We start from the raw sequence: 23,256 nt of genomic DNA on the forward strand, positions 1-23,256 counted from the left end.
TACGGGTCACATTCCGTGAGCCTTCGCGCAGTGCATGCAAGCGTGCATAGCGTGCCGAAATCCCATGCGACACGCGCATAACCGCAGCACCGGGACTCCCGATCCGCATTTGCTCGGCGTTAAACGCGCTCGGCTATGCCTTGGGTTCGTGCCTCCGCCAGCGAAGAGAGCTCCGGCCGCCGATGCTGACCCAAGCGCTTCTGGTTGATGACAGCCGTTCCGTCCTCAACTTCCTGAAACGTCACATCGAGGCTGGAGGTCTGGTCGAGGCCACCACCTTCCTCGATCCCGTCGAAGCGCTGGCCTGCGCGCAAGAACGCGTCTTCGATCTCGCACTGGTCGACTACGAGATGCCGCATATGGACGGCATCAGCTTCATCCGCGTCTTCCGCAGCCTGCCCGGCTGCGCCGACATCCCGATCGCGATGATCACCTCGCGACAGACCGATGACCTCAAGATAGAAGCGCTGCAGGCCGGTGCGACCGATTTCCTGCCCAAGCAGCCGCAAAGCGTCGAAATGACGGTACGTCTGCGCAACTTGATTCAGCTTGGTGCAGCCGTGCGCAAGCTCAGCGATCGTGCCGCGCATCTGGCCAGCGACGTCGCGGCAGCAACACGAAAGCTCGGCGAGCGCGAGGAGGAGATCATCCTGCGGCTCGCGCTCGCGGTCGAATACCGCGACAACGACACCGGCGAGCACACCCTGAGAGTCGCCCGCTATAGCCGCATCATCGCCGAACAGCTCGACCTGCCGGCCCGGCTCTGCCGCGACATTTATCTGGCCGCGCCCCTGCACGACGTCGGCAAGGTCGCCATTCCCGACAATATCCTGCTCAAGCCCGGCAAGCTCACCGAGGAGGAGATGGCGGTGATCAGGACGCATGCAACGATCGGCGAGCGGATCCTGGCGGATTCCAGCTGCGAGCTGATCCGGCTCGGAGCACAAATTGCCGCAGGCCATCACGAGCGCTGGGACGGCGCGGGCTATCCGAACGGCCTCAGGGCGGACGCGATTCCGGTCGCCGCGCGCGTGGTCGCGGTCGCCGATGTCTTCGACGCCCTGACAACCCGTCGGCCCTATAAGGAGCCGATGCCGCTCGAGGTGGCGCGCAATTACCTGGTCGAGAACAAGGGTCGGCAGTTCGATCCGGCCTGCGTCGAGGCCTTCCTGTCGCGCTGGGACGAGGTGGTCGAGATCGCCGCCGGTCGGCTTGATACCCGGTCGCCGATTTGAACCTGTTCCTGATAAAGTGCACCAATATCAAAGAGTGATTCTGGTCACACTTACCTGGGCGCGCCGCTGCTAAGCATCGGACCGGGACGGGGACCGGCAAAGCATCGGTCGAACTGAATGAGAATACGCATGAGAAGCCTGATCGGCGCCCTTGTCGGCGCGTTGTGTGTTGCGGGCCCCGCCTTGGCGGAGACCCCGGCCGCAATCGTCGAGGATGTGCAAGGCAAGATCGACGGCGTCGAGTTCATGGACTATGTGGCGCCGGGCAAAATCATCAAGCTCGGGCCCAAGACCAGCATTACCCTCAGCTATCTCAAATCCTGCTTGCGCGAGACGATCAGCGAAGGCGTCGTCCTGGTCGGCACCGAGCAGAGCACCGTGCAGCTCGGCGACGTGCAGCGCGCCAAGGTGCCCTGTGATACCAAGGCGGCGCAGCTCTCCGAACGCGAGGCGAACCAGAGCGCCGCGACCACGTTCCGGACCATGCGGTCCGATGCCAAGGGCGCTCCGTCCAAGCTGCCGACGATCTATGGCGTCGCGCCGCTGGTCCAGGCCAAGAGCGGCAGCACGCTGGTGATCGAGCGTACCGACGGCAAGGAGCCCACGATCAGCGTGCCGCTCAAGAACGACGTCATGATCCGCGGCAAGTTCTATGACTTTGCCAAGGCCGGAAAGTCACTGACCCCGGGCGGCAGCTATCTCGCCATTCTCGGCGCCAAGCGTTACGCCTTCCAGGTCGACGCCAGCGCCACCGCGTCGCCCAGCCCGGTGATCGGCCGCTTGCTGCGGCTTGAATAGACGGCCTCGACAGCACGATGCGGCGGATCGGCAGGCGGGACATCGTTGCGGCGATCCTGATCGCGCTCCTCGCGGGCGCGATCGTCACGTCCCCGCCGCTCCAGATGCTGCAAGGTCTCTCGCTCGACATCCTCACGGCGATGCGCGGCAAGCTGGTTGGCGAGCCCCGCGAACCTGCGACGTCGCCGGTCGTCGTGGTGGCGATCGATGGAGAGACCTACGACACCCCGCCCTTCAAGGGATCGCCGACCCAGACCTGGACGCGCGAGATTGGCCGGGTGCTCAGCAGCATCACCGAGGGCGGCGCCAAGGTCATCGGCTTCGACGTGATCTTTCCGAGCTCGATCGAGCAGTCGGAGATTCCTTTCGGCGACATGGCGGTCGGCAGCCGCATGAAGGGATTTGACCGGGATTATCTGATCGCCCTGCGGCAAATCTCCGACAGCGGCAAACTGGTGCTCGGCGAAATCCTGAGCATCGATCATCCGGAAGTGCCCTATCGCGCACAGCAAGTGGCCGTGCGCAACACCATCCGCGCGCTCAATGTCCACACCGATCCCGACGACGTGATCCGGCGCATGCCGTTGAGCTTTGCCATCGAAGGCAGGTCGGTGCCCGCGATGGCGGTCGAGCTCGCTGCGCATGCGCTTGGCGCAAAGCCCGAGATTGCGCCCTCCGGCGCGACCGAATTGTCCGGCTATGCGATCCCGAGCGCGATGCCGAATACAATGACGCTCAACTTTCGCGGGCTGGGACGCGACGTCCCGACCTTCTCCTTCGCCGACCTGCGCGCCTGCGTCGAGAAGGGCGATCGCGATTTCTTTCGCCGCGCCTTCGACGGCAAGGTCGTGCTGCTTGGCACCGTCCTGAATTTCGAGGACCGTAAGCTCACCTCGATGCGCCTGTCTGGCGGATATGACGGCACGCCGGCCGCGCGATGCGCCCTGCCCGCGCCGGAGCGTGGCGCGCAACGCCCGCGCAGCGATGTCGCCGGCGTGTTCGTGCACGCCACCGTCGTTCGCAACCTGATCGAACGCGATGCCGTGACCGAGCTCGGCTTTCCCGCGCGGAGCATTCTCACGATCGCGTTCGCCCTCGTCATCGCTTGCGCCGCCTGCATGCTCGCGCCGAGCGGCGCGCTGATTGCATGGCTCGGCCTCACCGCCGTTTACGCCGGCGTGGCCGTCGGTGCGTTCGTTCACGCATTGGCGCTGCCGCTGACCGAGCCTGCGCTCGCAAGCCTTGCGGCGCTCGCGATGATGATCGGCTACCGTTTCGTGCTGGCCGATCGCGACGAGCGCTTCCTGCGCAAGAGCTTTGCCCTCTATCTCGCCCCTGAAGTGATCAACACCATGGTTGCGTCCGGCAAGATGCCGGCGCTCGGCGGCGAGATGCGCAATGTCACCATGTTCTTCTCCGACCTCAGCGGCTTCTCCTCGATCGCGGAGAGGATGACACCTGGCGAGCTTGTGACCTTGATGAACGAGTATCTGTCCGCCATGACTGACATCATCGAGGGCCATGGCGGCTATGTCGACAAATATATCGGCGATTCCATCGTCGCCATGTTCGGTGCTCCGGCCGACGATCCCGCACATGCGCGCAATGCCGTCCATGCCGCGCTGGAGTGCCACCGGAAGCTGGCGGAGCTCAACGCCGACAATCCTGCCTTCGCCGGCCACGGCCTCTCGCACCGTATCGGCCTCAACAGCGGCGAAGCCGTGGTCGGCAACATCGGCTCGCGCCGCCGCTTCAACTACACCGTGATGAGCGACACCGTGAACGTGGCCTCGCGGCTCGAGGGCGCCAACAAATATTACGGCACCGCGATCATGGCCTCCGAAACCACGATGGCGCAGACCGGCGACACCTTCGCCTGGCGTGAGCTCGATGCGATCAGGGTGCTGGGGCGCGGCGAAGCGATCAGGGTGTTCGAGCCGCTGGCGGAGAGGGGCGCGGAGAGCGCCGAACAGACGAAGGTGGCCGCGGCGTATGCAGAAGGGCTGGCATGCTGGCGGGCGCGCGAGTTTCGCAAGGCGGTTGAAGCGTTCGACGGCGCAGCGAAGATCGATCCGCCGTCATCCATGTTCGCGGAGCGCGCAAAAGCATTAACTGCTAATCCGCCACCGCCGGAGTGGACGCCGGTAAACACGTTGGAAGGGAAGTAGCGACGTCAACCGCGGGCGTACTTCCCCTCTCCCCTTGTGGGAGAGGGTGGCTCGCCGCGCAGCGGCGAGACGGGTGAGGGGTCTCTCTCCGCGCGCACTTTTCTCAATGAGTCCGTGGAGAGACCCCTCATCCGGCGCCGTAGCCGAAGCTCCGCTTCGGCGTTCTTAAGAACGGCGGCCGAAGGCCGCCTATGCCACCTTCTCCCACAAGGGGAGAAGGGAAGACGTCCGCGCTAGACGCGCCCCTGCCTAAAACGGCAGCCCCACATAATTCTCCGCGAGCAGGCGCTGCGCGGTCTCCGACGAGAGCAGATAGTCCAGCTCCGTCTGCTGAAGCCGATCCTCGTATTCGAGCCGGTCGGGGAAGCGGTGCAGCAGCATCGTCATCCACCAGGAGAAGCGTTGCGCCTTCCATATCCGCGCCAGCGCCTTGGCGGAATAGCCCTTGAGGCCGGAATCGTCGCCGTGCTGATAGTGCGCGAGCATGGCGTGGTAGAGATAGTAGATGTCGGAGGCGGCGCTGTTCAGTCCGCGCGCGCCGGTCGGCGGCACGATGTGGGCGGCGTCGCCGGCGAGGAATAGGCGGCCATAGCTCATCGGCTCGGCGACGAAACTGCGCAAGGGCGCGATACTCTTCTCGATCGACGGACCGGTGATCAGGCGGCCGGCGACCTCTACCGGCAGGCGCCGCTTCAGCTCGGCCCAGAACGCATCGTCGCTCCAGTCTTCCACCTTGTCGGTCAAGGGCACCTGGATGTAGTAGCGGCTCAGCACCTGCGAGCGCAGCGAACAGAGCGCGAAGCCGCGCTCGTGCTTCACATAGATCAGCTCGGGCGATACCGGTTTCGTGCGCGACAGCACTCCTAACCAGCCGAACGGATAGACCTTCTCGTATTCGCGCAGCACGTCTTTCGGGATCGACTTGCGGCTGACGCCGTGAAAGCCGTCGGCGCCGACGATGTAGTCGCAATCGATGCGAACGGTCTCGCCGTTCGAACGATAGGTCACGTAGGGACGGTCCGACGTCAGATCGCGCGGCGTCACGTCCTCGGCATTGTGCACGACCTTGCCGCCGAGCCGGTCGCGCGCTTCGTAGAGGTCGCGCGTCAGCTCGGTCTGGCCGTAGACCAGCACGGAATTGCCGCCGGAATGCTTGTGCAGGTCGATCTGGGACAGCATGCCGTCATGGGCGATCTCGAATCCCCGATGGATCTCGCCCTCGCGGTCCATCCGCTCGCCGCATTGCGCCTCGCGCATCAGTTTTGCAAAACCGTGCTCGAGCACGCCGGCGCGGATCCGGGCCAGCACGTGGTCGCGGCTGTATTTCTCCAGCACGACCGTCTCGATGCCCTTCAGATGCAACAGCTGGGACAACAGCAGCCCGGACGGCCCGCCGCCGATGATACAGACCTGAACTTTCATTTTTGCGTCCTCCCGTCGGCGCTATTTTGCAGATTCAAAGCCGCAAACCGATGGAGGGTTTCGTCTTTGTCTTGTATTATTCGAACATGAGAAGCACAGCCCCTGCCCCGGCGATCCGGGTTTACAATCTCTTTGGCGAGTCCGGTGACCTGCCCGACGTCGTGCATTGCGAGACCATCGCCTCCCGCTCGGTGCTGCACGACTGGACACTGGCCGTGCACCGCCACGCCCGGTTGCACCAGGTGCTCCTGATCGAGCGCGGTGGCGGCGAGGCAACGCTGGACGGACGCGTGGTACCCTTGAGGCCGATGCAGATCGTCAACGTTCCGGTCGGACACGTCCACGGCTTCCGCTTCGTGCCCGATACCCAAGGATGGGTGCTGACCATCGCGGCGGAGATCCTGGACGAGGCGCTGCTCGCGGCCGAAGGTCTGCGCGGAGCCCTGTCGCAATCGGGCGTGGTGCGCGGCACGCCTCAGATCCGCGCCACCATGAAGCAGATCTTCGCCGAACACGCCGCCCGCGATTTCGGTCGCGCGCATGTGCTGCGCGCATTGTCGTCGGCCATGATCGGGCTCGTGGCGCGCGCGCTCACGAGCGAGAGCGGCGGCAACGGTTCAGCGGAAAGCGGATTGTTCCGCCGCTTCGAGGCGCTGCTGGAGCAGCATCATCTGGAGCGCTGGAGCGTCGCCGACTATGCCAATGCGCTGTCGGTGACGCCGACGCATCTCAACCGGATCACGCGGGCGGCGACCGGCGACACCGCCTCGCATCTGATCCTCAACCGGCTGATCCGCGAGGCGCGGCGCAACCTCGTTTACACCAACCTGCCGGTCTCGACGATTGCGTACGCGCTCGGCTTCGAGGATCCCGCCTATTTCAGCCGGGTTTATGCCGCTGCCACCGGGCTGTCGCCGCGCGCCTTCCGCGCGCAGCTCCATGGCAGCGAAAACTGAGGCCCCGGATGCCAAACTTCCAAGCGTCGCATTCTACTCGCGCGCGCTTTCGTGCCTGCCATGGATCGGCTCTTCCTCGGGATGCCTCTTGTCGTAATGGAGGAAGAGGTCGAGCAGCGCCAGAAGCACAATGACGATACCGAAGCCGATGCTGAGGTGCATCGCGCGTGTGTGCGGGAAGCCAAGCAACCAGGGCGACACGATGAGCCAAATGCCCATCAGAACGTTGAGCCACTCCTCCCAATCCCGATAGGCGATGATGGCAGCCAGCGACAGGATGCCGATGATCGCGCTCGTTACCCAGAGGTCGATCTTGCCTTGGCTGATCGTCAGCTTGAACAGCCACGGGGATATGAAGAGTATAGCGGCGAGAAACAGATTGTAGACGTCAGGGACAGTTTGGCGCTCTTGCAACCTGCTCATGACCCACCTCTCAACGAGGATATGTTGGAGGAAGCATTCGCCAGCGCTTTGGTTCCCGATCAACGCGCTTCGCATGATAGACTTTGGTCGCAGCCCGTGGTTTGAGCCGACCTCCTCAATCCGGCGTCTTCGCAGCCACTTACCTTCGTATATAGGCCCTTTACCTCAGTACAATTGAGTGGGGCATGCGCGCGCTTTAGCGTAGCTGCATTCGGCGCCCTGGCGCTGGTGGCATGGAACCTCCCTGACCTTGGCGCAAGACGGCCACCCCTGTCTGGTCGTCTGCGCCGCCTTTTTCAGCAAGCCATCGGCGCCTTCAGTGTTTTCGGGCTTTTTTGCGGAACTGGAGATTTGTGCACAATGTCTTCTCTCGAGAAGATCGCACTCTTTATCGATGGCTCCAATCTCTATGCCACCTCCAAGGCGCTCGGCTTCGACATCGATTTCAGACGGTTGCTCGGCGAATTTCAAAGCCGAGGCGCACTGTTGCGCGCCTTTTACTACACGACCGTCATCGAGGATCAGGAGTTTTCGTCAATCCGCCCGTTGATCGATTGGCTCGACTATAACGGATACACCGTCGTCACCAAGCTCACCAAGGAGTACGTCGACGCCACCACCGGCCGCCGCAAGGTGAAGGGCAGCATGGATGTCGACCTCGCCGTAAGAGCGATGGAGCTCGCCGAGCACGTCGATCAGATCGTGTTGTTCTCGGGCGACGGGGATTTTCGTTCGCTGGTGGAAGCCCTGCAACGCCGCGGTGTTCGCGTGACGGTCGTCTCCACGCTCTCCACTCAGCCGCCCATGGTCGCCGACGACCTGCGCCGACAGACCGACGTATTCATTGATTTGGCAGAGCTGAAACCAAAAGTGGGGCGCGATCCCGCCGACCGGCCGCGCGAGCTGCGGCAGCCACCGCAATTCCTCACGCGCGGATCGATCAATCGGGGCGACCCGGTGGAGTGATCCCAGGACGGCCGCCCGTCACACGTCGAAGAACACCGTCTCCTCCGGCCCCTGCAAATTGATCGTGAAGGCATACACGACCTTGCCGGCACGTCCGCTGCGCGTGGCGACCAGCGTCTTGCGGCGCACCGGCGGCTCGACCAGGTTGAGCACGGGGTCGGCGGCATTGGCGGCCTCTTCATCCGAGAAATAGAGCCGCGTGTTCAAGCCGATGTTGATGCCGCGCGCGACGATCCAGACATTGACATGCGGCGCGCATTTGCGGCCCGCCTTGTCGATGATGGCACCGGGCTTGATGGTTTCGAAGGTGACGAGGCCGCTGTCGAAGTCGGAGCCGGCGCGGCCCCAACCACGAAACTCCTGCTCCAGCGCACCCGCCGAGCGGTCGGCCGGATGGTTGTAGCGGCCGGCCGCATTGGCCTGCCAGATCTCCAGCAGCACGTCGCGCAGCGGCGTGCCGGTACCATCGAGGACCCTGCCTTCCAGCGTGATGCGTTCGCCCTTGGTGTTCGGCGTCACCAGGACATTCGAAAAGTTCTTCTCGAAGATGTCGAAGCCGGCCATTGCCGGGATCAGACCGATATGAACGTAGGGACCGGCGGTTTGCGAGGCGGTTTCCTTGAGGTAGTTGAGCGGCTGCGGCATGGCTCAGTTTCCTTCGGAGCGATTTTCGAAATAAGTGGAGCGCTGGCCGCGCAGCACGATGTCGAAGCGGTAGGCGAGCGAGTCGAAGGGCGTGGAGGCGTTGAGATCGAGCGGCGCGATGAGGCGGTCGAGCGCGTCCTTGTCCGGGATCGTCGTCAGGATCGGGCAGACCGGGATCAAGGGATCACCCTCGAAATACATCTGCGTGATCAGCCGCTGCGCAAAGCCGGAGCCGAACACCGAGAAGTGGATGTGGGCGGGGCGCCAGCTATTGACGTAGTTGCGCCAGGGATAGGGCCCGGGCTTCACCGTGCGGAAATAGTAGTAGCCGGTGTCGTCGGTCAGCGCGCGGCCGCAGCCGCCGAAATTGGGATCGATCGGCGCCAGATAGGTGTCCTTCTTGTGCCGGTAGCGGCCTCCGGCATTGGCCTGCCAGAACTCGACCAGCGTGTTCGGCACCCCGCGGCCGGTCTCGTCCAGCACACGGCCGTGGACGATGATGCGTTCGCCGACGGGATCGCCGTCCTTGGCGTAGTTGCGGATCAAATCATTGTCGAGCGGCCCGAGATCGTTGTGGCCGAACACCGGCCCCGTGATCTCCGAGACCGAGTTCTCCAGCGACAGCAGCGCCTGGCGCGGCGAACGCAGCACCGAGGACTTGTAGCCGGGCGCATGCGCCGGCGGATGGATCGAACGGTCGCGCTGGAAGAAGCCGCCGTCGCGGGGCGTGAACGGCTCGGGGCGGTTGAGGCGGGGATCCTGCAAGGCTGCGAATGGAGCCTGGGCATTCATCGGCGTTGTATCTCCCTTGGCGCCCGGGGTCCGGGGGCGCGGCTTATCGGGAGATCATGAGCCGGTCTATTCCACAGATAAATAGATCGATTATAATATATTGCATGAAAGAAATCGATCATTTGGCTCTCGACGGCCACGCGCTCGAGCTGTTCCTCGCCGTGCTGGAAGAAGGCTCGGTGACGGCGGCCGCCACGCGGCTCGGCCTGACGCAATCCGCCGTCAGCCACGCCCTGAACAAGCTGCGGCGGATCGCGGGCGACCCGCTGTTCGCCAAGTCCGGCCGCGGCATCGTCGCCACGGCGCACGCCCAGGCCCTCGCGGCGAAGGCGCGCGCGCTGATCGACGAGATGCGCAGCTTCGCCGGCGGCGTCGCTTTCGCGCCGGCGCAGGCCCAGCTATCGCTAACGATCGCCGCCAATGACTTCCAGCGCGACCTGCTGCTGCCACGGTTCTTCGATCATGTCGCCGCGCAAGTGAAGAGCTTGAACCTGCGCGTGATCCCCTCGCAGTCGCCCTCGCCTGCGATGCTGCGCGAAAACCGCTGCGATCTGCTGATCACGCCGTTGCCGCCCGCCGGCGTCGACATCGTGCAGAAGCGGCTACTGAGAGATCATTACGTCTGCTATTACGACGCCAAAGCGCGTGCCGCGCCAAGCGGCCGTAGCGCCTATCTTGCCGCGCGCCACATCACGGTCGTCTACACCGACAACGAGCGGCTCGACTTCGACCGTCGCCTGGCAGCGAATGGCTTCCACCGCGATATCGCCATCTCCGTGCCGAGCTTCTCTGGCGTGCCATCGTTCCTGCGCGGCTCGCAGATGCTCGCGAGCATGCCGAGCCTGCTGGCGCCTGGCGTCATGCTGGGCTTCGCCCACGTGCGAATTCCGCTGGCCTCGCGCACACAGACACTGGCCGAGCTGCCGATGTTCATGGTCTGGCACCAGCGCTACCAGAAGGATCCGGCCCATCGCTGGATCAGGAATCAACTCGAGACTGTCGCGGCGACGGCCGCCGCCTGAGCGACGGTCCGCGGCCTGCGAAAACCTGATTCCCACCAAACCCACTGGTTGCGCAGAGGGAGCCACGCTAAAATCCGCCCATGACCGTGACCGACATTGCGAGCCGAACCTACAATCACAGCTGGCGGCTGGATCCCATCATCCGCAGCCTGCTTGATACCGATTTCTACAAGCTGTTGATGTTACAGATGATTCGGGAGGATTACCCGGATCAGCAGGTGACCTTCTCGGTCATCAACCGCTCGCGCCATGTGCGCCTCGCCGAGATCATCGACGAGGGCGAGCTGCGCGCCCAGCTCGACCATGCCCGCACCATCCGTTTCTCCAAGAAGGAGCTGATCTGGCTTGCCGGTAACACCTTCTACGGCAAGACCCACATGTTCTCGGCGGACTTCATCCGCTGGCTGGCCGAATTCCGCTTGCCCGAATACGAGCTGCGTAAGGTCGAAGGCCAGTACGAGCTGCATTTCCACGGCCCCTGGACCCACACCACCATGTGGGAGATTCCGGCACTTGCGATCCTCAACGAGCTGCGCTCGCGCGCAGCAATGAAGGACCGCGGCCGCTTCGAGCTCGACGTGCTCTACGCCCGCGCCAAGGCCAAGCTGTGGACCAAGGTGGAGCGGCTGCGCAAGCTGGAGAATTTGCGGCTGTCCGACTTCGGCACCCGCCGCCGCCACGGCTTCCTCTGGCAGCGCTGGTGCGTAGAGGCGGTGAAGGAAGGCCTCGGCTCGTCCTTCATCGGTACCTCCAACGTTCTGCTCGCGATGGACAACGATCTCGAAGCCATCGGCACCAACGCGCATGAGCTGCCGATGGTCGCGGCCGCGCTCGCCAGGGACGACGAGGAATTGCGCTGGGCGCCGTATCGCATCCTCGACCAGTGGCGCCAGACCTATGGCGGCAATCTCCTGATCGCACTGCCCGACGCCTTCGGCACGAAAGCCTTCCTGCGCGATGCGCCGGAATGGGTCGCCGACTGGACCGGCTTCCGCCCCGACAGCGCGCCGCCGATCCAGGCCGGCGAGGAGATCGTCGCCTGGTGGAAGAAGAAGGGCCGCAATCCCAAGGACAAGCTGCTCGTCTTCTCCGACGCGATGGACGTCGGCTCGATCGAGGAGACCTATCACCACTTCGCCGGCCGTGTGCGGCTCTCGTTCGGCTGGGGCACCAACCTCACCAACGACTTCGTCGGCTGCGCGCCGGACGGCTCGTTCAATCTCGATCCCATCTCGCTGGTCTGCAAGGTGTCGTCGGTCGACGGCCAGCCGGCCGTCAAGCTCTCCGACAATCCGGAGAAAGCGACCGGCCTGCCCTCGGAGATCGAGCGTTACCTGCGTGTGTTCGGCGATGCCGGCCGCGTGCGCAAGCCGGTGCTGGTCTAGAGCGCGATAAGATCAGGATGAATCGTCATCGCGCTTTAGGTTATTGTTTGAGCATGATCTTTTCGCAAAACCGCTGCACACTTTTCCGGATCATGCTCTAGCAGCGCACCGGACTCCTCTCTCGATCGGTAAACGGCGCACGATGAATGCGAAGCATTGGTTCGCCGATGCCGCGCCAGTTCCGATTGACCAGTATTTGAAGCGATCTGCGCGCACCCACTTCACAGCGCCTTCACCCTGCGGCGCAGTCGCTCGCGTTTTCAGGTCGAGTTAAGCAACATTCTGCTCTACTTCGCGTTGTAGGCCAACGCTCCGCTGGGATCGTTGATCGATTTGGGGAACGCAGGGTGTTTCGCAGAACAGCGACGTCGACGAAGGGACACAGTTTCCTTCACGTCATCAAGCTCGTCTCGCCTTTCGTGATGGTCGTCCTGCTCCAGGCGGCGATCGCGGGATTCAGCCTCGAGGTGATGTCATCGGTCCGCGCCTATGTTGCGGGCGAAGCGTTGTGGTCGCGCTCGCAGAAGAACGCCGTCTATTTCCTCCATCGCTACCTGCATTCGGGCGAGGCAAGCCAGTTCGCGCAATACCGGGCCGCGCTCGCCGTTCCCATTGGCGACGAATTCGCGCGCTGGGCGCTCGAGCGCGATCCGGTCGACGTCGACGTCGCCCGCATCGGCTTCCTGCAAGGCGGCAACCATCCCGATGACGTTCCGGGACTGATCTGGCTGTTTCGCTACTTCAATCGCGTCAGTTTCCTCCAGGAAGCGATCCGCGAATGGGCTGCCACCGATCCGATGCTGCTGGAGCTCAGCGTGTTCGGCGAGGTGATCCGGTCCGAGCTCGAGAACGGCCCCATTCAAGACGACGACCGCCTGCAATTCCTGTCGTCGCGCCTCTCGGATCTCAACACCCAATTCACGGTGCACGCCAAGCGGTTCTCCACTGTCCTCGGTGAAGGCTCCCGTGCCATCAAGCTGACGCTGACTTGCATCAACATCGTCACCGCCGCGACGCTGATCCTGCTCCTGATCTGGCATACGCGGCGATTGGTGCTGCAGCGACAGGCATTCGAGGATGCCTTGCACGCCGAGAAGGAGCGCTTGGCCTGGCAGGCGTCGCACGACTGGCTGACCGGCCTGTCCAACCGCCGCGCCTTCGAGGCGCGTCTGCAAAGCGAGCTGGACAATAGTGCGGCGGGTTCGCTCGGCCTGATCCTGATCGACCTCGACCAGTTCAAGAGCGTCAACGACAGCTGCGGTCATCTCGCCGGCGACCGCCTGCTCTGCCAGATCTCGCGCCTCCTGCAACAGGACCGGCATGCGCATGATCAGGTGGCCCGGCTCGGCGGTGACGAATTCGGCCTGATCCTGCCGCGGTGCCCGCCCTCGAAAGCCGTCGATATCGCCGAACGGCTGCGCCGATCGTTCGAACTGTTCAATTTCGCCTGGGACGACCGTTGCTTTGCGGTGACCGCCAGCATCGGCGTTGCCTGCATCGCCGATCGCAACACCACGCTCGAGGACGCGATGCGGCGTGCGGATGCAGCCTGCTATCGCGCCAAGGAAAAGGGACGTAACCGGGTTCAGGTCGACGGCGGGAGACCGGATGTCGTCGTCGTGTCAGCCCGGCCACGCGAAGCTGCGCGCGCTTGACGCTGCCCGCCCCGTCACCGCCGAGGCAAAATGCCGAGGCCGGCGAGATGGGCGTCAACAAATTGTTCGATCTGCTGGCGCAGCATCTGCGGCGGCACGGCCACCATGCGCTCCTCGAGGCCGAGCGAGATGATTCCATGCACGGCGGAAAACAGCGTGCGCGACAACAGCGCGATCTTCACGTCATCCGCATCCGGCAATAGCCGCACCAGCGGTGGATGCATCAGCGCGAAGGCGTCCATGACCATCTGAAGGATGTCGTCGGGATAAGGACGATCGTCCTCCATCCGATGCTCGAACAGCGAGCGCAGCAGATTGGCGTGCTCGGCAAAGAAGTCGAGATAGGTCGCGGCAAGCCCATAGAGCTGGCGAACGGGATCCTCGGTGGGAACTCCGCGCAGCCGCGCCGTGAGCGCCTGAACCGTCTCCCGATTGACGGTCAGGATCACCCCATCGAAGTCGCCGAACTCGTTATAGACGCTGCCGACCGAGCAGCCGGCAGCCTCCGCGACATCCCGAACCTTCAATGATCTCAGCCCCTTACCGGAAATGATGCCGCGGGCGATCTCCACGATCTGAAGCCGTCGCCGATTTTTTTTTCGCCCGCGCAGCGATTCTTCTTGAACATTGTTCATTTTCAAGCTACTCATGTGAACATTGTTCAAATTAACCCGGAGACCTGCAAAATGCAAACCCTCGCTGTTGATATCGCCGCCACCTTCCTCGATGACGCCGCAGCTCTCGTGACCGGCTTTGGCCGGGCCCTGCTGCGGTTCGCCATGGCCCCGATCGATCGCATCGCAAATGCCTGCGACATCGCCGGCGTGCTCACCGAGCGGCGCGCGACCTTCCGGATGTGGCGGAAGAGCCGTGCTCGTGCGCGTCACGAGGGCCGCCGGTTCAGCCTGCTCGGCCGCCTCTCGCCCTTTCGCCACCTCGCCCATCTCACCTGAGACGGGCGCAGCCGGCACGTTCCGATCGGTTCGAATGCAATATCCGGTTGCAATAAAGGACTCACCATGTCCCGACATTCGCAACCGACACCGCGGCGCTAGACAATGCGGTTCAGCTTTTCCTCACCGCTGGGCCGATATCCCGACAAGGCGTTTCCGGCCGAACCTGGCCGCGATCAGATATTTGCGAACCGAACAAGACCACTTGGAGACCAACAGGATCGGAGGGATCGAGGGGACAAAGCAGGCCGGCAACCGTCGTCACCCTGCAATCGTTCGTCCCATACCTTCCGGTCGTGACGCTTCACAGACAACGTAACGAACCTCAGGCTGCCTTTTTCAAAACAGGACTAGTCATGATCAGGGAATTGATGTCGTCACGCCGCTTCGCGCCGCTGTTCTGGGCGCAATTCTTCTCGGCGCTCAATGACAACGTGCTCAAGAACGCACTCGTCATCATCCTGCTTTACAGTGCCGCGACCGGTCACGGCGATGCGCTAGTGACGGTGGCAGGCGCCGTCTTCATCTTCCCTTATTTCATCCTGTCCGGGCTCGGCGGCCAGCTCGCCGACAAATACGTCAAGTCCGTCGTCGCAAGGCGGCTCAAATTCGCCGAGATCTTCGCCGCTTGTTTTGCTGCCGCCGGCTTCTTCCTGCATTCGGTGCCGCTGCTGTTCGCAGCGCTCGCGCTGTTCGGCATCATCGCCGCCCTGTTCGGCCCGGTGAAATATTCCATGCTGCCGGACCAGCTCGAGCTCGGCGAACTCGCGACCGGCAACGCGCTGGTCGAAGGCGCGACCTTCATGGCTATCCTGCTCGGCACCGTCGCCGGCGGCCAGTTCGTGGCCGGCTCGGCGCATATGGGCTGGGTCGCATCGGCCGTGGTCGTGCTGGCCCTGTTGTCCTGGGCCTTCGCCTCCCGCATTCCCGCGACCACGCCGTCTGCGCCCGAACTGCCCGTCACCGCCAATCCCTGGACCTCGACGCTCAGCCTCCTCAAAACGTTGCACGCCGACCACCGGCTGTGGGATGGCACCGTGATCGTCTCCTGGTTCTGGCTGGTCGGCGCCATCGTGCTGTCGCTGCTGCCGGCGCTGGTGAAGGACGTCGTGGGTGGCACCGAGGGCGTGGTGACGCTGTGTCTTGCGATCTTCGCGATCGGCATCGCCATCGGCTCGCTGTTCGCCGCCAGCCTGAGCCACGTTCGCCCGAACCTCGCACTGGTGCCGATCGGCGCCATCATCATGGGATGCTCTGGCCTCGATCTCGCTTGGGCCATCGCCGTGACCACCAAGGGCCAGGACATCACCGCGGCCGGTTTCGCGACCTCGTTCGCGGGCCTGCGCATGATGATCGACTTCGTCGCCTTTGCATTCGGCGGTGGCTTGTTTGTCGTTCCCTCATTTGCGGCTGTTCAAGCCTGGTCGGCTCCATCCGAGCGCGCCCGCATCATCGCCGCCGGCAATGTACTGCAGGCCGCCTTCATGGTGGTCGGCTCGCTGTTCGTCGCGCTGTTGCAGGCGGGCGGATTGCATGTCGGCTGGATCTTCTTCGGCCTCGGCGTCGCGAGCTTCGGCGCGGTGTGGTTCGTGCTGACCAAGTGGGGCAAGGAAGGCGTGCGCGACTTCGGCGGACTGCTGTTCCGTGCACTGTTCCGCACCGAGGTGCGCGGGCTCGAGAACCTGCCTCCATCAGGCACCCGCATGCTGATCGCGCCCAACCATGTCAGCCTGATCGACGGCCCGCTGCTGCACGCCGTGCTGCCGATCGACGCCAGCTTCGCGGTGGATACCGGCATCTCGAAGGCCTGGTGGGCCAAGCCGTTCCTGCGCGTGGTCAAGCACTACACCATGGATCCGACCAAGCCGCTGGCTGCGCGCGACCTGATCAAGCTCGTCGCTGCCGGCGAGCCGGTGGTCATTTTTCCGGAAGGACGCATCACCGTCTCCGGCTCGCTGATGAAGGTTTATGACGGCACCGCGATGATCGCGGACAAGGCCGACGCCGTGGTCGTGCCGGTCCGCATCGAAGGCGCGCAGCGCTCCCATCTCAGCTATCTCAACAGCAGCCAGATCAAGCGCTCCTGGTTCCCGCGGGTGACGGTCACCATCCTGCCGCCCGTCAAGCTTCCGGTCGATCCGGCTCTGAAGGGCAAGGCGCGCCGCAACGCCGCCGGCAGCGCGCTCCAGGACGTGATGATCGACGCCCTCGTTAAGAATGCCATGCTCGATCACACCCTGTTCGAAGCCCTCGGGCACGCCTATCGCGACCGCGACACCGGCAAGGTCATCATCGAGGACGCGCTCGGTACCAAGCTGACCTACCGCAAGCTGATCCTCGGCGCGCAGGTCCTGAGCAGCAAGCTCGAAGCCGGCACCTCGGTCGGCGAGAATGTCGGCGTGCTGTTGCCGAATTCCGCGGGCGTCGCCGTCGTCTTCATGGCGCTGCAAAACATCGGCCGGGTGCCAGCGATGCTCAACTTCTCCGCCGGCCCGGTCAACGTCCTCGCCGCCATGCAGGCTGCGCAGGTCAAGACCGTGCTGACCTCGAAGGCCTTCATCGAGAAGGGCAAGCTCGACAAGCTGATGGCGGCGATCTCCACTGAAGCCCGCGTCGTCTATCTCGAGGACATCCGCGCCTCGATCAGTGCCGCCGACAAGATCAAGGGCCTGCTCGCCGGCACCGCGCCGCGCGTCACCCGCCAGGCGAATGATCCGGCCGTCGTGCTGTTCACGTCGGGCTCGGAAGGCACGCCCAAGGGCGTGGTGCTGTCTCATCGCAACATCCTCGCCAACGCGGCGCAGGCGCTGGCGCGGGTCGACGCCAATGCCAATGACAAGGTGTTCAATGTGCTGCCGGTGTTCCACTCCTTCGGGTTGACCGGCGGAATGATGATGCCGCTGCTGGCGGGCATTCCGATCTACATGTACCCCTCGCCGCTGCATTACCGGATCGTGCCTGAGCTGATCTATCAGACCGGCGCCACGATTCTGTTCGGCACCGACACGTTCCTCACCGGCTATGCGCGCTCGGCACATGCCTACGACTTCCGCACCCTGCGGCTCGTCATCGCCGGCGCCGAAGCGGTCAAGGATCGGACACGTCAGGTGTTCATGGAGCGCTACGGCATACGCATCCTCGAAGGCTATGGCGTTACCGAGACGGCGCCGGTGCTGGCGATGAACACGCCGATGGCCAATCGTCCCGGCACCGTCGGCCGCCTGTCGCCGCTGATGGAAAGCCGGCTCGATCCGGTCCCCGGCATCGAGGACGGCGGTCGCCTCTCGGTGCGCGGACCGAACGTGATGCTCGGATATCTTCGGGCCGAAAATCCCGGCGTGCTTGAGCCGCTCGCCGAGGGCTGGCACGACACCGGCGATATCGTGTCGATCGACGCGGCCGGCTTCATCACCATCAAGGGCCGCGCCAAGCGCTTTGCCAAGATTGCGGGCGAAATGGTTTCGCTGTCGGCGGTCGAGAGCATCGCGACGACGCTGTGGCCGCAGGCCGCATCGGTCGCCGTGTCGATCCCCGACCAGCGCAAGGGCGAGCGCATCGTGCTGCTGACGACGGAGAAGAACGCCGAGCGCAGTGCGATGCAGGCCCAGGCCAAGTCGATCGGCGCGTCCGAGCTGACCGTTCCAGCGGCGATCATGGTGGTCGACAAGGTGCCGTTACTCGGCACCGGCAAGACCGACTACGTCACGGCAACGACGATGGCCCGGGAGCAGGCATCGGCACCGGAGCGCGAGGTGGCGTAACGAGAGATGCATGGGGCGCCCCAAACAGGCGAGGCGCGATGCCCGGGAGTGGTTTTGCTTCATGGCATCGCGCGGACCTCTGCTTCCCTGACCAAGCTGGAACGGGCGCTCCAGGCAAGCAAGTTCGCGACACTCAACATCGACTATGCCAGCCGCAAGAAGCCAATCGCAGCGCTTGCGGACGATATCCACCCGGCAATCGTCCGCTTCGCCGAACAAAGCGCGCCGCTGCACTTCGTCGCGCATTCAATGGGCGGTCTCGTCGCGCGAGCTTACATCGCAAGATACCGGCCGCCCCGCCTTGGCGGCATCGTGGTGCTGGGCACGCCGAATGGCGGCAGCGAGGTCGCCGATCTCTTGAGCGGATCTCGGCTCTACCGCGCATTCTATGGGCCCGCCGGGCTGGAGCTCACCACGCCGGCGACCCAGCCGGGCGTGCTGCCGCCCGTGGACTATCCCGTCGGCGTCATCACGGGTAGCCGCTTCATCGATCCCGTCGCCGGCCTCTTCGTCCTGCCGAAGCCGAATGACGGGCGGGTGTCGGTGCAAAGCGCAATGCTCGTCGGCATGGCGGACCATACCATCGTGAAGGCGTCGCATACCGGGCTTCCGCGCCACGCAGTCGCAATCGAACAGACGATCGCGTTCCTGCGCGAGGGCCGCTTTCAGCCGGGGTAACGGTCACGCCGCCGTCCGCCGCTCCTGCGCGTAACGGACCAGCGCCGCGAAGCGATAGATGCCGTGCACGAACTTACCGTAGGGCATGGTGATGAACAGCGCGAACACCGCGCCGAGATGCAGCGCCAGCAACGGCCCCATCGCAGAGGTCTCGCGCAGGAGCAGAAGTGCCAAGCCTGTGATGCCGGTCAGGAACAGCATGGCGATGAAGCCGACATCCATGCCGTAGCGACTCTCGTCGAGCAACGCCGGATCGCGCCGCATCCTGGCCCAGAACAGGCCGATCGGCCCGATGATCAGGCCGATGCCGCCGAGCGTGCCCAGCACGACCGGCAGGTCCCACCACGGATACGGCGCCTCGCGGCCGAGCAGATAGTGATACAGCGTGGCGACCGAGGTCGCGGCAAAGCACAGCAGGAAGCCATATAAGGTCAGGTGGTGATAGAGCTTGCGCCGATCGGTCGGCTTGTCGTCTTCGTTATAGCAGCCGACGCCGCCGCCATGGAGATAGCGCAGCTCGCCGGCATCGCGGATCGCCTGAAAGATCGAACCGCCGTCGGCGCGGCCACCAATCGGTGGACCGATGTCACGCCAGAAGGCGCGTACGCTCAGGACGAGAGCCAGGATCGCATAAAGCAAGGCGGCGCTGAACAGCGCGGCCATCGCATTATGCGGCATCAGCCTGTAGAACGCGCCGGGGCCGGTGTGCACGCCGAACAGTACGCTGCGGTCGTTCCAGATGGCGAAGCCGAGGATGAAGGCAGCCATGCTGAGCGCAGCGATGATGCTGATGACGAGGCCGTTCCGCGCAAATGTGCCGGATAGCGCCCGCGGCCAGGCATAGGCCGCATAGGACTCGGCGCGCGCAATTGCCAGCGTCTTCGGAACGTTGACGTTGAATTCGTGCGGCGGCGAGAACTGGCAGTCGACATAGCAGGCGCCACAGGCGTGGCAGAGATTGGCGAGATAGTTGAGATCGCCGTCGGAGAAGGCGCGGCGCATCTCCATGGCCGGAAACACCGCGCACAGGCCCTCGCAGTAGCGGCAGGAATTGCAGACCGTCATCAGACGGTCGGCTTCGTCCAAAATTCTGGTTCCGTGCATGGCTTTACTTCGTCAGGCCCTTTGCTTCGAGCCATTTCTGGATCAGGCCTGCGACCTCAAGGTTGTTCTTGTCCATCATCACCATATGCGAATTGCCCTTGATGCCCGCCTGCGGCAGGTCGACGACGTCGACGCGGCCCCCGGCCGCCTTGATGGCGTCTGCAAAGGCGATGCCGTTGGCGCGGATCTTGGGCCAGCGCGAATCGCGCTCGATATAGTCGCCATAGATGATGAGGGTCGGAATGTTCTTCAGCACATCCGCCTTGGCGGGATCGCCGATGCCGGCCGGCTCGATCGCAATCAGCGCCTTGACCTTGTCAGGCCGGGCTTGTGCGACCTTGAAGCCGAAGCTGCCGGCCTGGCTGTGGAATAGGATCACCGAGGGACCGACGCGATCGATCTCGGCGATATAGGCGGCGATGGTTGCATCATCAGTCGTGGTCCAGCGCGGGACGTTCTGCTTGACGAAATTGTCGTAGCCCTCGACCGGAAACTGGCTGCCCGGCAACAGCTTTCGCTTGGCGGGATCGGGGTCGTAGGAGTTTGGCCCATCGCCGATCCGGAAACGCTCGAACGGATTGGCGGTGGTGAGGAAGACCGGCTCGCCCTTGAAGATGTCGGGGTATTGCGCCCAGCCTGCGCGCCCGCGCTCCACCGCGTCGGAATTGTAGACCGCCCACCCCTTGCGTAAGAAATAATTCAGCCAGCCTTCGCGTCCGTCAGGCGTGGTCTCGTAGGTGACGCCGGTCAGCCCGCCGCCATGCCACATCAGCAGCGGATAGGCCCCCTTCTCGTTTGCCGGCAGGAAGTATTGCACATACATCTGCTCGACCTGATAGGTGCCGTTGGGATCGACCTTGGCCGGCACGCCGCCGGGCGTGAACACGACCTCCTTCACCGGCTTGCCGGAGATTTCGACGAGACGCCCACCGACATGGAACGAACCCATGTCGCGCAGGGTGATCGGCTCGGCAGCGTGGGCGTGGCCGGCGATCAGCAGCGCCGCGATCGAAGCGATGGCAATGCGTGACATGGTTTCTCCCTGTCTTTTCTTCATTCTAGTTCTTCGCATGGCGTGCCGCTTCCCGTCCTGCGATCCGCCCGAACACGCTGCCGATGGTCATGCCCATGCCGGCGGCATAGCCCTTGCCGAGCACGTTGCCGGCCATGATCTCGCCGGCCGCGAACATGTTGGCCGACAGCCTGCCGTCAGCCATTAGCATGCGCGCCTCCTTGTTCACGCGCGTGCCGAGATAGGTAAAGGTAATGCCGGGCCGCACCGGATAGGCGAGATAAGGCGGCGTCTCGATCCGCCGCGCCCAATGGGTCTTCTGCGGCGTTATGCCCTCGGTGCGGCAATCGTCCAGGATGGTGTGATCGAAGGTGCCGGGCCGCACCGCGGCATTGAACTCGGTGATGGTCTTCTCCAGCGCCGCCGGATCGAGCTCCAGCTTGCCGGCGAGCTCCGCCACGGTCTGCCCGGCGATCGGCGGAAACAGCGTCGGCATGAAGCTCGTGACCACGGTCGAGTTGAAGATGATATAGGCGATCTGGTCGGGCTGCGCCGCGACCAGCCGGCCCCAGATCGCGTAGCGCTTCGGCCAGATGTCCTCGCCTTCGTCATAGAAGCGCTGCGCATGCTTGTTGACGACGATGCCGAACACGACGGAGTCGTGGCGAGTGATGATGCCGCCGTCGAATTTCGGCGCGCGGGCGTCGATCGCAACCGCATGGCACTGGGTGGGATCGCCGACCTCCTGCACGCCTTTGTCGAGCAGCATCTTCAGGATCGAGCCGCGATTATAGGGCGTGCCCCGGATCAGGAAATTGTCGGCGGCCTCGCCCCAATATTGCTTGAGCCATTCGATGTTGGCCTCGAACCCGCCGGCCGCCGCGACCAGCGAGGTGGCGCGGATCTCGGTCTCGCCCTTGATCGGCCGCTTGAGGCGCGCGGCGAGGAACATGCCGTCCTCGATCACGAGGTCGATGACTTCGGCATCGTATTCGACCTCGACGCCCAGCTGCTCGGCCGTGAGATAGAGCGCATTCAGCATCGCCCGGCCGCCGCCGAGAAAGAACGAGTTGGTGCGGCCGAGGCTCAGCGTGCCGCCGAGCGACGGCTGCCAGCGCACGCCCTGCTCCACGATCCAGTTCAAAATGTCCTTGGACTCCCGGATCATGTGACGGGCGAGCACCTCGTCAGTCTGCCCGCCGGTAACGCGCAGCAGGTCCTCCCAGAACTCCTCCTCGGTGTAGGGGCCGGTCAGGATTTCCGTGGCGGCGTCATGGGCGCAGCGCATGTTGCGGGTGTGGCGGGTGTTGCCGCCGCGATAGAACTTTGGCGCACCCTCGAGCACCAGCACCGACGCTCCGCCGCGCCGCGCGGCAATCGCCGCGCACAGAGCGGCATTGCCGCCGCCGATCACCAGCACGTCGTACTTGCTGCCCATACCGCCTGTTCCAATGGCGCGCGAGACTAGAGACATTCTGTCCGTCAACGGCCATGCCCAACCACGATCACCGTTGCGTACTTTTGTATACAAAGATATACATAGACGACGCAAGCGGCGTCTTCGCATGGGCCGGATGCGCATTGAGGAACAATGGCCAGACGTCCGGCAAAGACAGGCGGAACGATCGCGCGCGGCGGCGGTGTCGCGCTGGGCGAAGCCGTGTTCCGTTCGCTCTGCGAGGCGCTTCAGGCCGGGAGCTACCGCGCCGGCGACCGCCTGCGCGAGGAGGAGGTCGCGCAGCGGCTGAAGGTCAGCCGCACCCCGGTTCGCGAAGCCCTCGGCCGGCTCGCGGCGCGCGGCTTCGTCGAGCCGGCCGGCGGCCGCGGGCTGATCGTGCGCAACCTCGACATATCAGAGGTGCTCGAGCTCTACGCCATGCGCGAGATCATGGAAGGCGCCGCCGCGCGCCTCGCCGCCGAACACGCCTCCGCCACGGAGATCGACGCGCTCCGCGATATCGAGCAAGCCTTTGTCGAGGTATCGGAGAGCGACGCGGCCGAGATGGCGAGGCTCAATCGCGCCTTCCACGAAGCCATCTGCCGCGCCGCGCGCAACCGCTATCTCGACAACGCGTCGCGGGAATTGCAGGACTGGATCGCCCTGCTCGGCCCGACCACCTTTACGGTGACCGGCCGTCCTTCAACCAGCCACGGCGAACATCGGGCCATCATCGACGCCATCGCCGCACGCGACGGCGACAGGGCCGAGCAGCTTGCGCGTGCACACATTCGTGAAGCGCTGCGTTGCCGGCTGAAACTGCTGCAGAAGCAGTAGCGCGGA

20 protein-coding genes are annotated in these 23,256 nt (G+C 64.2%); 12 read left to right on the forward strand and 8 right to left on the reverse strand.

Annotation, left to right across the window (positions count from 1 at the left end; genetic code table 11):
* Window positions 1-182 precede the first annotated feature (182 nt).
* The 3 genes from ACR9YP_RS37435 (at window position 183) to ACR9YP_RS37445 (ending at window position 4,201) form a co-directional block, all read left to right on the forward strand.
* A complete protein-coding gene (locus ACR9YP_RS37435; protein ID WP_474218410.1) occupies window positions 183-1,235 on the forward strand; it encodes an HD domain-containing phosphohydrolase in 1,053 nt (350 codons plus the stop codon).
* Between the two features lie 129 nt (window positions 1,236-1,364).
* Window positions 1,365-2,033, forward strand: a complete 669-nt coding sequence (locus ACR9YP_RS37440) for a hypothetical protein (RefSeq protein WP_474218411.1) — start codon at window positions 1,365-1,367, stop codon at window positions 2,031-2,033.
* Window positions 2,034-2,050: 17 nt separating this feature from the next.
* Window positions 2,051-4,201: a CHASE2 domain-containing protein gene (locus ACR9YP_RS37445; protein ID WP_474218412.1), complete on the forward strand. Its 2,151-nt coding sequence runs from the start codon at window positions 2,051-2,053 to the stop codon at window positions 4,199-4,201.
* A 249-nt stretch (window positions 4,202-4,450) separates the two neighbouring features.
* Here ACR9YP_RS37445 and pobA read toward each other — a convergent pair whose 3' ends face one another.
* Window positions 4,451-5,623, reverse strand: a complete 1,173-nt coding sequence (gene pobA, locus ACR9YP_RS37450) for a 4-hydroxybenzoate 3-monooxygenase (RefSeq protein ID WP_474218413.1) — start codon at window positions 5,621-5,623, stop codon at window positions 4,451-4,453.
* 50 nt (window positions 5,624-5,673) lie between these two features.
* Between pobA and ACR9YP_RS37455 the strand changes: the two genes are divergently transcribed.
* The gene (locus tag ACR9YP_RS37455; protein WP_474218414.1) at window positions 5,674-6,579 is read left to right on the forward strand and encodes a helix-turn-helix domain-containing protein; all 906 of its coding nucleotides are present in this window, start codon (window positions 5,674-5,676) and stop codon (window positions 6,577-6,579) included.
* A gap of 33 nt (window positions 6,580-6,612) precedes the next feature.
* Here ACR9YP_RS37455 and ACR9YP_RS37460 read toward each other — a convergent pair whose 3' ends face one another.
* Window positions 6,613-7,002 (reverse strand): SPW repeat protein, encoded by a 390-nt coding sequence (locus ACR9YP_RS37460; RefSeq protein WP_474218415.1) that lies wholly within the window; start codon window positions 7,000-7,002, stop codon window positions 6,613-6,615.
* Between the two features lie 360 nt (window positions 7,003-7,362).
* On the opposite strand from ACR9YP_RS37460, the gene ACR9YP_RS37465 reads away from it, so the two are divergent.
* Window positions 7,363-7,968, forward strand: a complete 606-nt coding sequence (locus tag ACR9YP_RS37465; RefSeq protein ID WP_438111187.1) for a LabA-like NYN domain-containing protein — start codon at window positions 7,363-7,365, stop codon at window positions 7,966-7,968.
* Window positions 7,969-7,986: 18 nt separating this feature from the next.
* On the opposite strand, the gene pcaG is transcribed toward ACR9YP_RS37465, so the two are convergent.
* Both pcaG and pcaH read right to left on the reverse strand, forming a co-directional pair.
* Window positions 7,987-8,613, reverse strand: a complete 627-nt coding sequence (gene pcaG, locus ACR9YP_RS37470) for a protocatechuate 3,4-dioxygenase subunit alpha (RefSeq protein WP_474218416.1) — start codon at window positions 8,611-8,613, stop codon at window positions 7,987-7,989.
* Between the two features lie 3 nt (window positions 8,614-8,616).
* The gene (gene pcaH, locus ACR9YP_RS37475) at window positions 8,617-9,405 is read right to left on the reverse strand and encodes a protocatechuate 3,4-dioxygenase subunit beta (protein ID WP_438111183.1); all 789 of its coding nucleotides are present in this window, start codon (window positions 9,403-9,405) and stop codon (window positions 8,617-8,619) included.
* Between the two features lie 104 nt (window positions 9,406-9,509).
* Here pcaH and ACR9YP_RS37480 point away from each other — a divergent pair, with 104 nt between their 5' ends.
* The 3 genes from ACR9YP_RS37480 to ACR9YP_RS37490 all read left to right on the forward strand — a co-directional run bounded on the left by ACR9YP_RS37480 (window position 9,510) and on the right by ACR9YP_RS37490 (window position 13,467).
* A complete protein-coding gene (locus ACR9YP_RS37480) occupies window positions 9,510-10,427 on the forward strand; it encodes a LysR family transcriptional regulator (RefSeq protein WP_474218417.1) in 918 nt (305 codons plus the stop codon).
* A gap of 80 nt (window positions 10,428-10,507) precedes the next feature.
* Window positions 10,508-11,812, forward strand: a complete 1,305-nt coding sequence (pncB, locus tag ACR9YP_RS37485; protein ID WP_128935797.1) for a nicotinate phosphoribosyltransferase — start codon at window positions 10,508-10,510, stop codon at window positions 11,810-11,812.
* 347 nt (window positions 11,813-12,159) lie between these two features.
* Window positions 12,160-13,467, forward strand: a complete 1,308-nt coding sequence (locus ACR9YP_RS37490) for a GGDEF domain-containing protein (RefSeq protein ID WP_438111179.1) — start codon at window positions 12,160-12,162, stop codon at window positions 13,465-13,467.
* A 14-nt stretch (window positions 13,468-13,481) separates the two neighbouring features.
* Here the strand turns inward: ACR9YP_RS37490 and ACR9YP_RS37495 are convergent, their stop codons facing one another.
* Window positions 13,482-14,102, reverse strand: a complete 621-nt coding sequence (locus tag ACR9YP_RS37495; RefSeq protein ID WP_438111177.1) for a TetR/AcrR family transcriptional regulator — start codon at window positions 14,100-14,102, stop codon at window positions 13,482-13,484.
* A 51-nt stretch (window positions 14,103-14,153) separates the two neighbouring features.
* On the opposite strand from ACR9YP_RS37495, the gene ACR9YP_RS37500 reads away from it, so the two are divergent.
* From ACR9YP_RS37500 to ACR9YP_RS37510, 3 genes are all read left to right on the forward strand, one after another.
* Window positions 14,154-14,420, forward strand: a complete 267-nt coding sequence (locus ACR9YP_RS37500) for a hypothetical protein (RefSeq protein ID WP_164940883.1) — start codon at window positions 14,154-14,156, stop codon at window positions 14,418-14,420.
* Window positions 14,421-14,776: 356 nt separating this feature from the next.
* Entirely contained in the window at window positions 14,777-18,181 is a 3,405-nt protein-coding gene (locus ACR9YP_RS37505; RefSeq protein WP_474218419.1) for an acyl-[ACP]--phospholipid O-acyltransferase, read from the forward strand.
* Window positions 18,182-18,187: 6 nt separating this feature from the next.
* Complete coding sequence (locus tag ACR9YP_RS37510; protein WP_474218420.1) at window positions 18,188-18,859, forward strand: alpha/beta hydrolase; 672 nt, start codon at window positions 18,188-18,190, stop codon at window positions 18,857-18,859.
* Window positions 18,860-18,862: 3 nt separating this feature from the next.
* On the opposite strand, the gene tcuB is transcribed toward ACR9YP_RS37510, so the two are convergent.
* From tcuB to tcuA, 3 genes are read right to left on the reverse strand one after another with little or no spacing between them, the layout of a single operon-like run.
* Window positions 18,863-19,963, reverse strand: a complete 1,101-nt coding sequence (tcuB, locus tag ACR9YP_RS37515; protein WP_474218421.1) for a tricarballylate utilization 4Fe-4S protein TcuB — start codon at window positions 19,961-19,963, stop codon at window positions 18,863-18,865.
* 4 nt (window positions 19,964-19,967) lie between these two features.
* On the reverse strand, window positions 19,968-20,996 hold the full coding sequence (locus tag ACR9YP_RS37520; protein ID WP_474218422.1) for an alpha/beta hydrolase: 1,029 nt from the start codon (window positions 20,994-20,996) through the stop codon (window positions 19,968-19,970).
* A 25-nt stretch (window positions 20,997-21,021) separates the two neighbouring features.
* A complete protein-coding gene (gene tcuA / locus ACR9YP_RS37525) occupies window positions 21,022-22,413 on the reverse strand; it encodes an FAD-dependent tricarballylate dehydrogenase TcuA (protein ID WP_474221178.1) in 1,392 nt (463 codons plus the stop codon).
* A 153-nt stretch (window positions 22,414-22,566) separates the two neighbouring features.
* Here tcuA and ACR9YP_RS37530 point away from each other — a divergent pair, with 153 nt between their 5' ends.
* Window positions 22,567-23,250 (forward strand): GntR family transcriptional regulator, encoded by a 684-nt coding sequence (locus tag ACR9YP_RS37530; protein WP_474218423.1) that lies wholly within the window; start codon window positions 22,567-22,569, stop codon window positions 23,248-23,250.
* Window positions 23,251-23,256 lie beyond the last annotated feature (6 nt).

This window comes from Bradyrhizobium sp. BR14999 (assembly GCF_056106085.1).

Coding starts and splice junctions, on each gene's coding strand:
- ACR9YP_RS37435 (WP_474218410.1), top strand. CDS start 183: ATGCTGACCCAAGCGCTTCTGGTTGATGACAGCCGTTCCGTCCTCAAC.
- ACR9YP_RS37440 (WP_474218411.1), top strand. CDS start 1,365: ATGAGAAGCCTGATCGGCGCCCTTGTCGGCGCGTTGTGTGTTGCGGGC.
- ACR9YP_RS37445 (WP_474218412.1), top strand. CDS start 2,051: ATGCGGCGGATCGGCAGGCGGGACATCGTTGCGGCGATCCTGATCGCG.
- pobA (WP_474218413.1), bottom strand. CDS start 5,623: ATGAAAGTTCAGGTCTGTATCATCGGCGGCGGGCCGTCCGGGCTGCTG.
- ACR9YP_RS37455 (WP_474218414.1), top strand. CDS start 5,674: ATGGAGGGTTTCGTCTTTGTCTTGTATTATTCGAACATGAGAAGCACA.
- ACR9YP_RS37460 (WP_474218415.1), bottom strand. CDS start 7,002: ATGAGCAGGTTGCAAGAGCGCCAAACTGTCCCTGACGTCTACAATCTG.
- ACR9YP_RS37465 (WP_438111187.1), top strand. CDS start 7,363: ATGTCTTCTCTCGAGAAGATCGCACTCTTTATCGATGGCTCCAATCTC.
- pcaG (WP_474218416.1), bottom strand. CDS start 8,613: ATGCCGCAGCCGCTCAACTACCTCAAGGAAACCGCCTCGCAAACCGCC.
- pcaH (WP_438111183.1), bottom strand. CDS start 9,405: ATGAATGCCCAGGCTCCATTCGCAGCCTTGCAGGATCCCCGCCTCAAC.
- ACR9YP_RS37480 (WP_474218417.1), top strand. CDS start 9,510: ATGAAAGAAATCGATCATTTGGCTCTCGACGGCCACGCGCTCGAGCTG.
- pncB (WP_128935797.1), top strand. CDS start 10,508: ATGACCGTGACCGACATTGCGAGCCGAACCTACAATCACAGCTGGCGG.
- ACR9YP_RS37495 (WP_438111177.1), bottom strand. CDS start 14,102: ATGAACAATGTTCAAGAAGAATCGCTGCGCGGGCGAAAAAAAAATCGG.
- ACR9YP_RS37500 (WP_164940883.1), top strand. CDS start 14,154: ATGCAAACCCTCGCTGTTGATATCGCCGCCACCTTCCTCGATGACGCC.
- ACR9YP_RS37505 (WP_474218419.1), top strand. CDS start 14,777: ATGATCAGGGAATTGATGTCGTCACGCCGCTTCGCGCCGCTGTTCTGG.
- ACR9YP_RS37510 (WP_474218420.1), top strand. CDS start 18,188: ATGCATGGGGCGCCCCAAACAGGCGAGGCGCGATGCCCGGGAGTGGTT.
- tcuB (WP_474218421.1), bottom strand. CDS start 19,963: ATGCACGGAACCAGAATTTTGGACGAAGCCGACCGTCTGATGACGGTC.
- ACR9YP_RS37520 (WP_474218422.1), bottom strand. CDS start 20,996: ATGTCACGCATTGCCATCGCTTCGATCGCGGCGCTGCTGATCGCCGGC.
- tcuA (WP_474221178.1), bottom strand. CDS start 22,413: ATGGGCAGCAAGTACGACGTGCTGGTGATCGGCGGCGGCAATGCCGCT.
- ACR9YP_RS37530 (WP_474218423.1), top strand. CDS start 22,567: ATGGCCAGACGTCCGGCAAAGACAGGCGGAACGATCGCGCGCGGCGGC.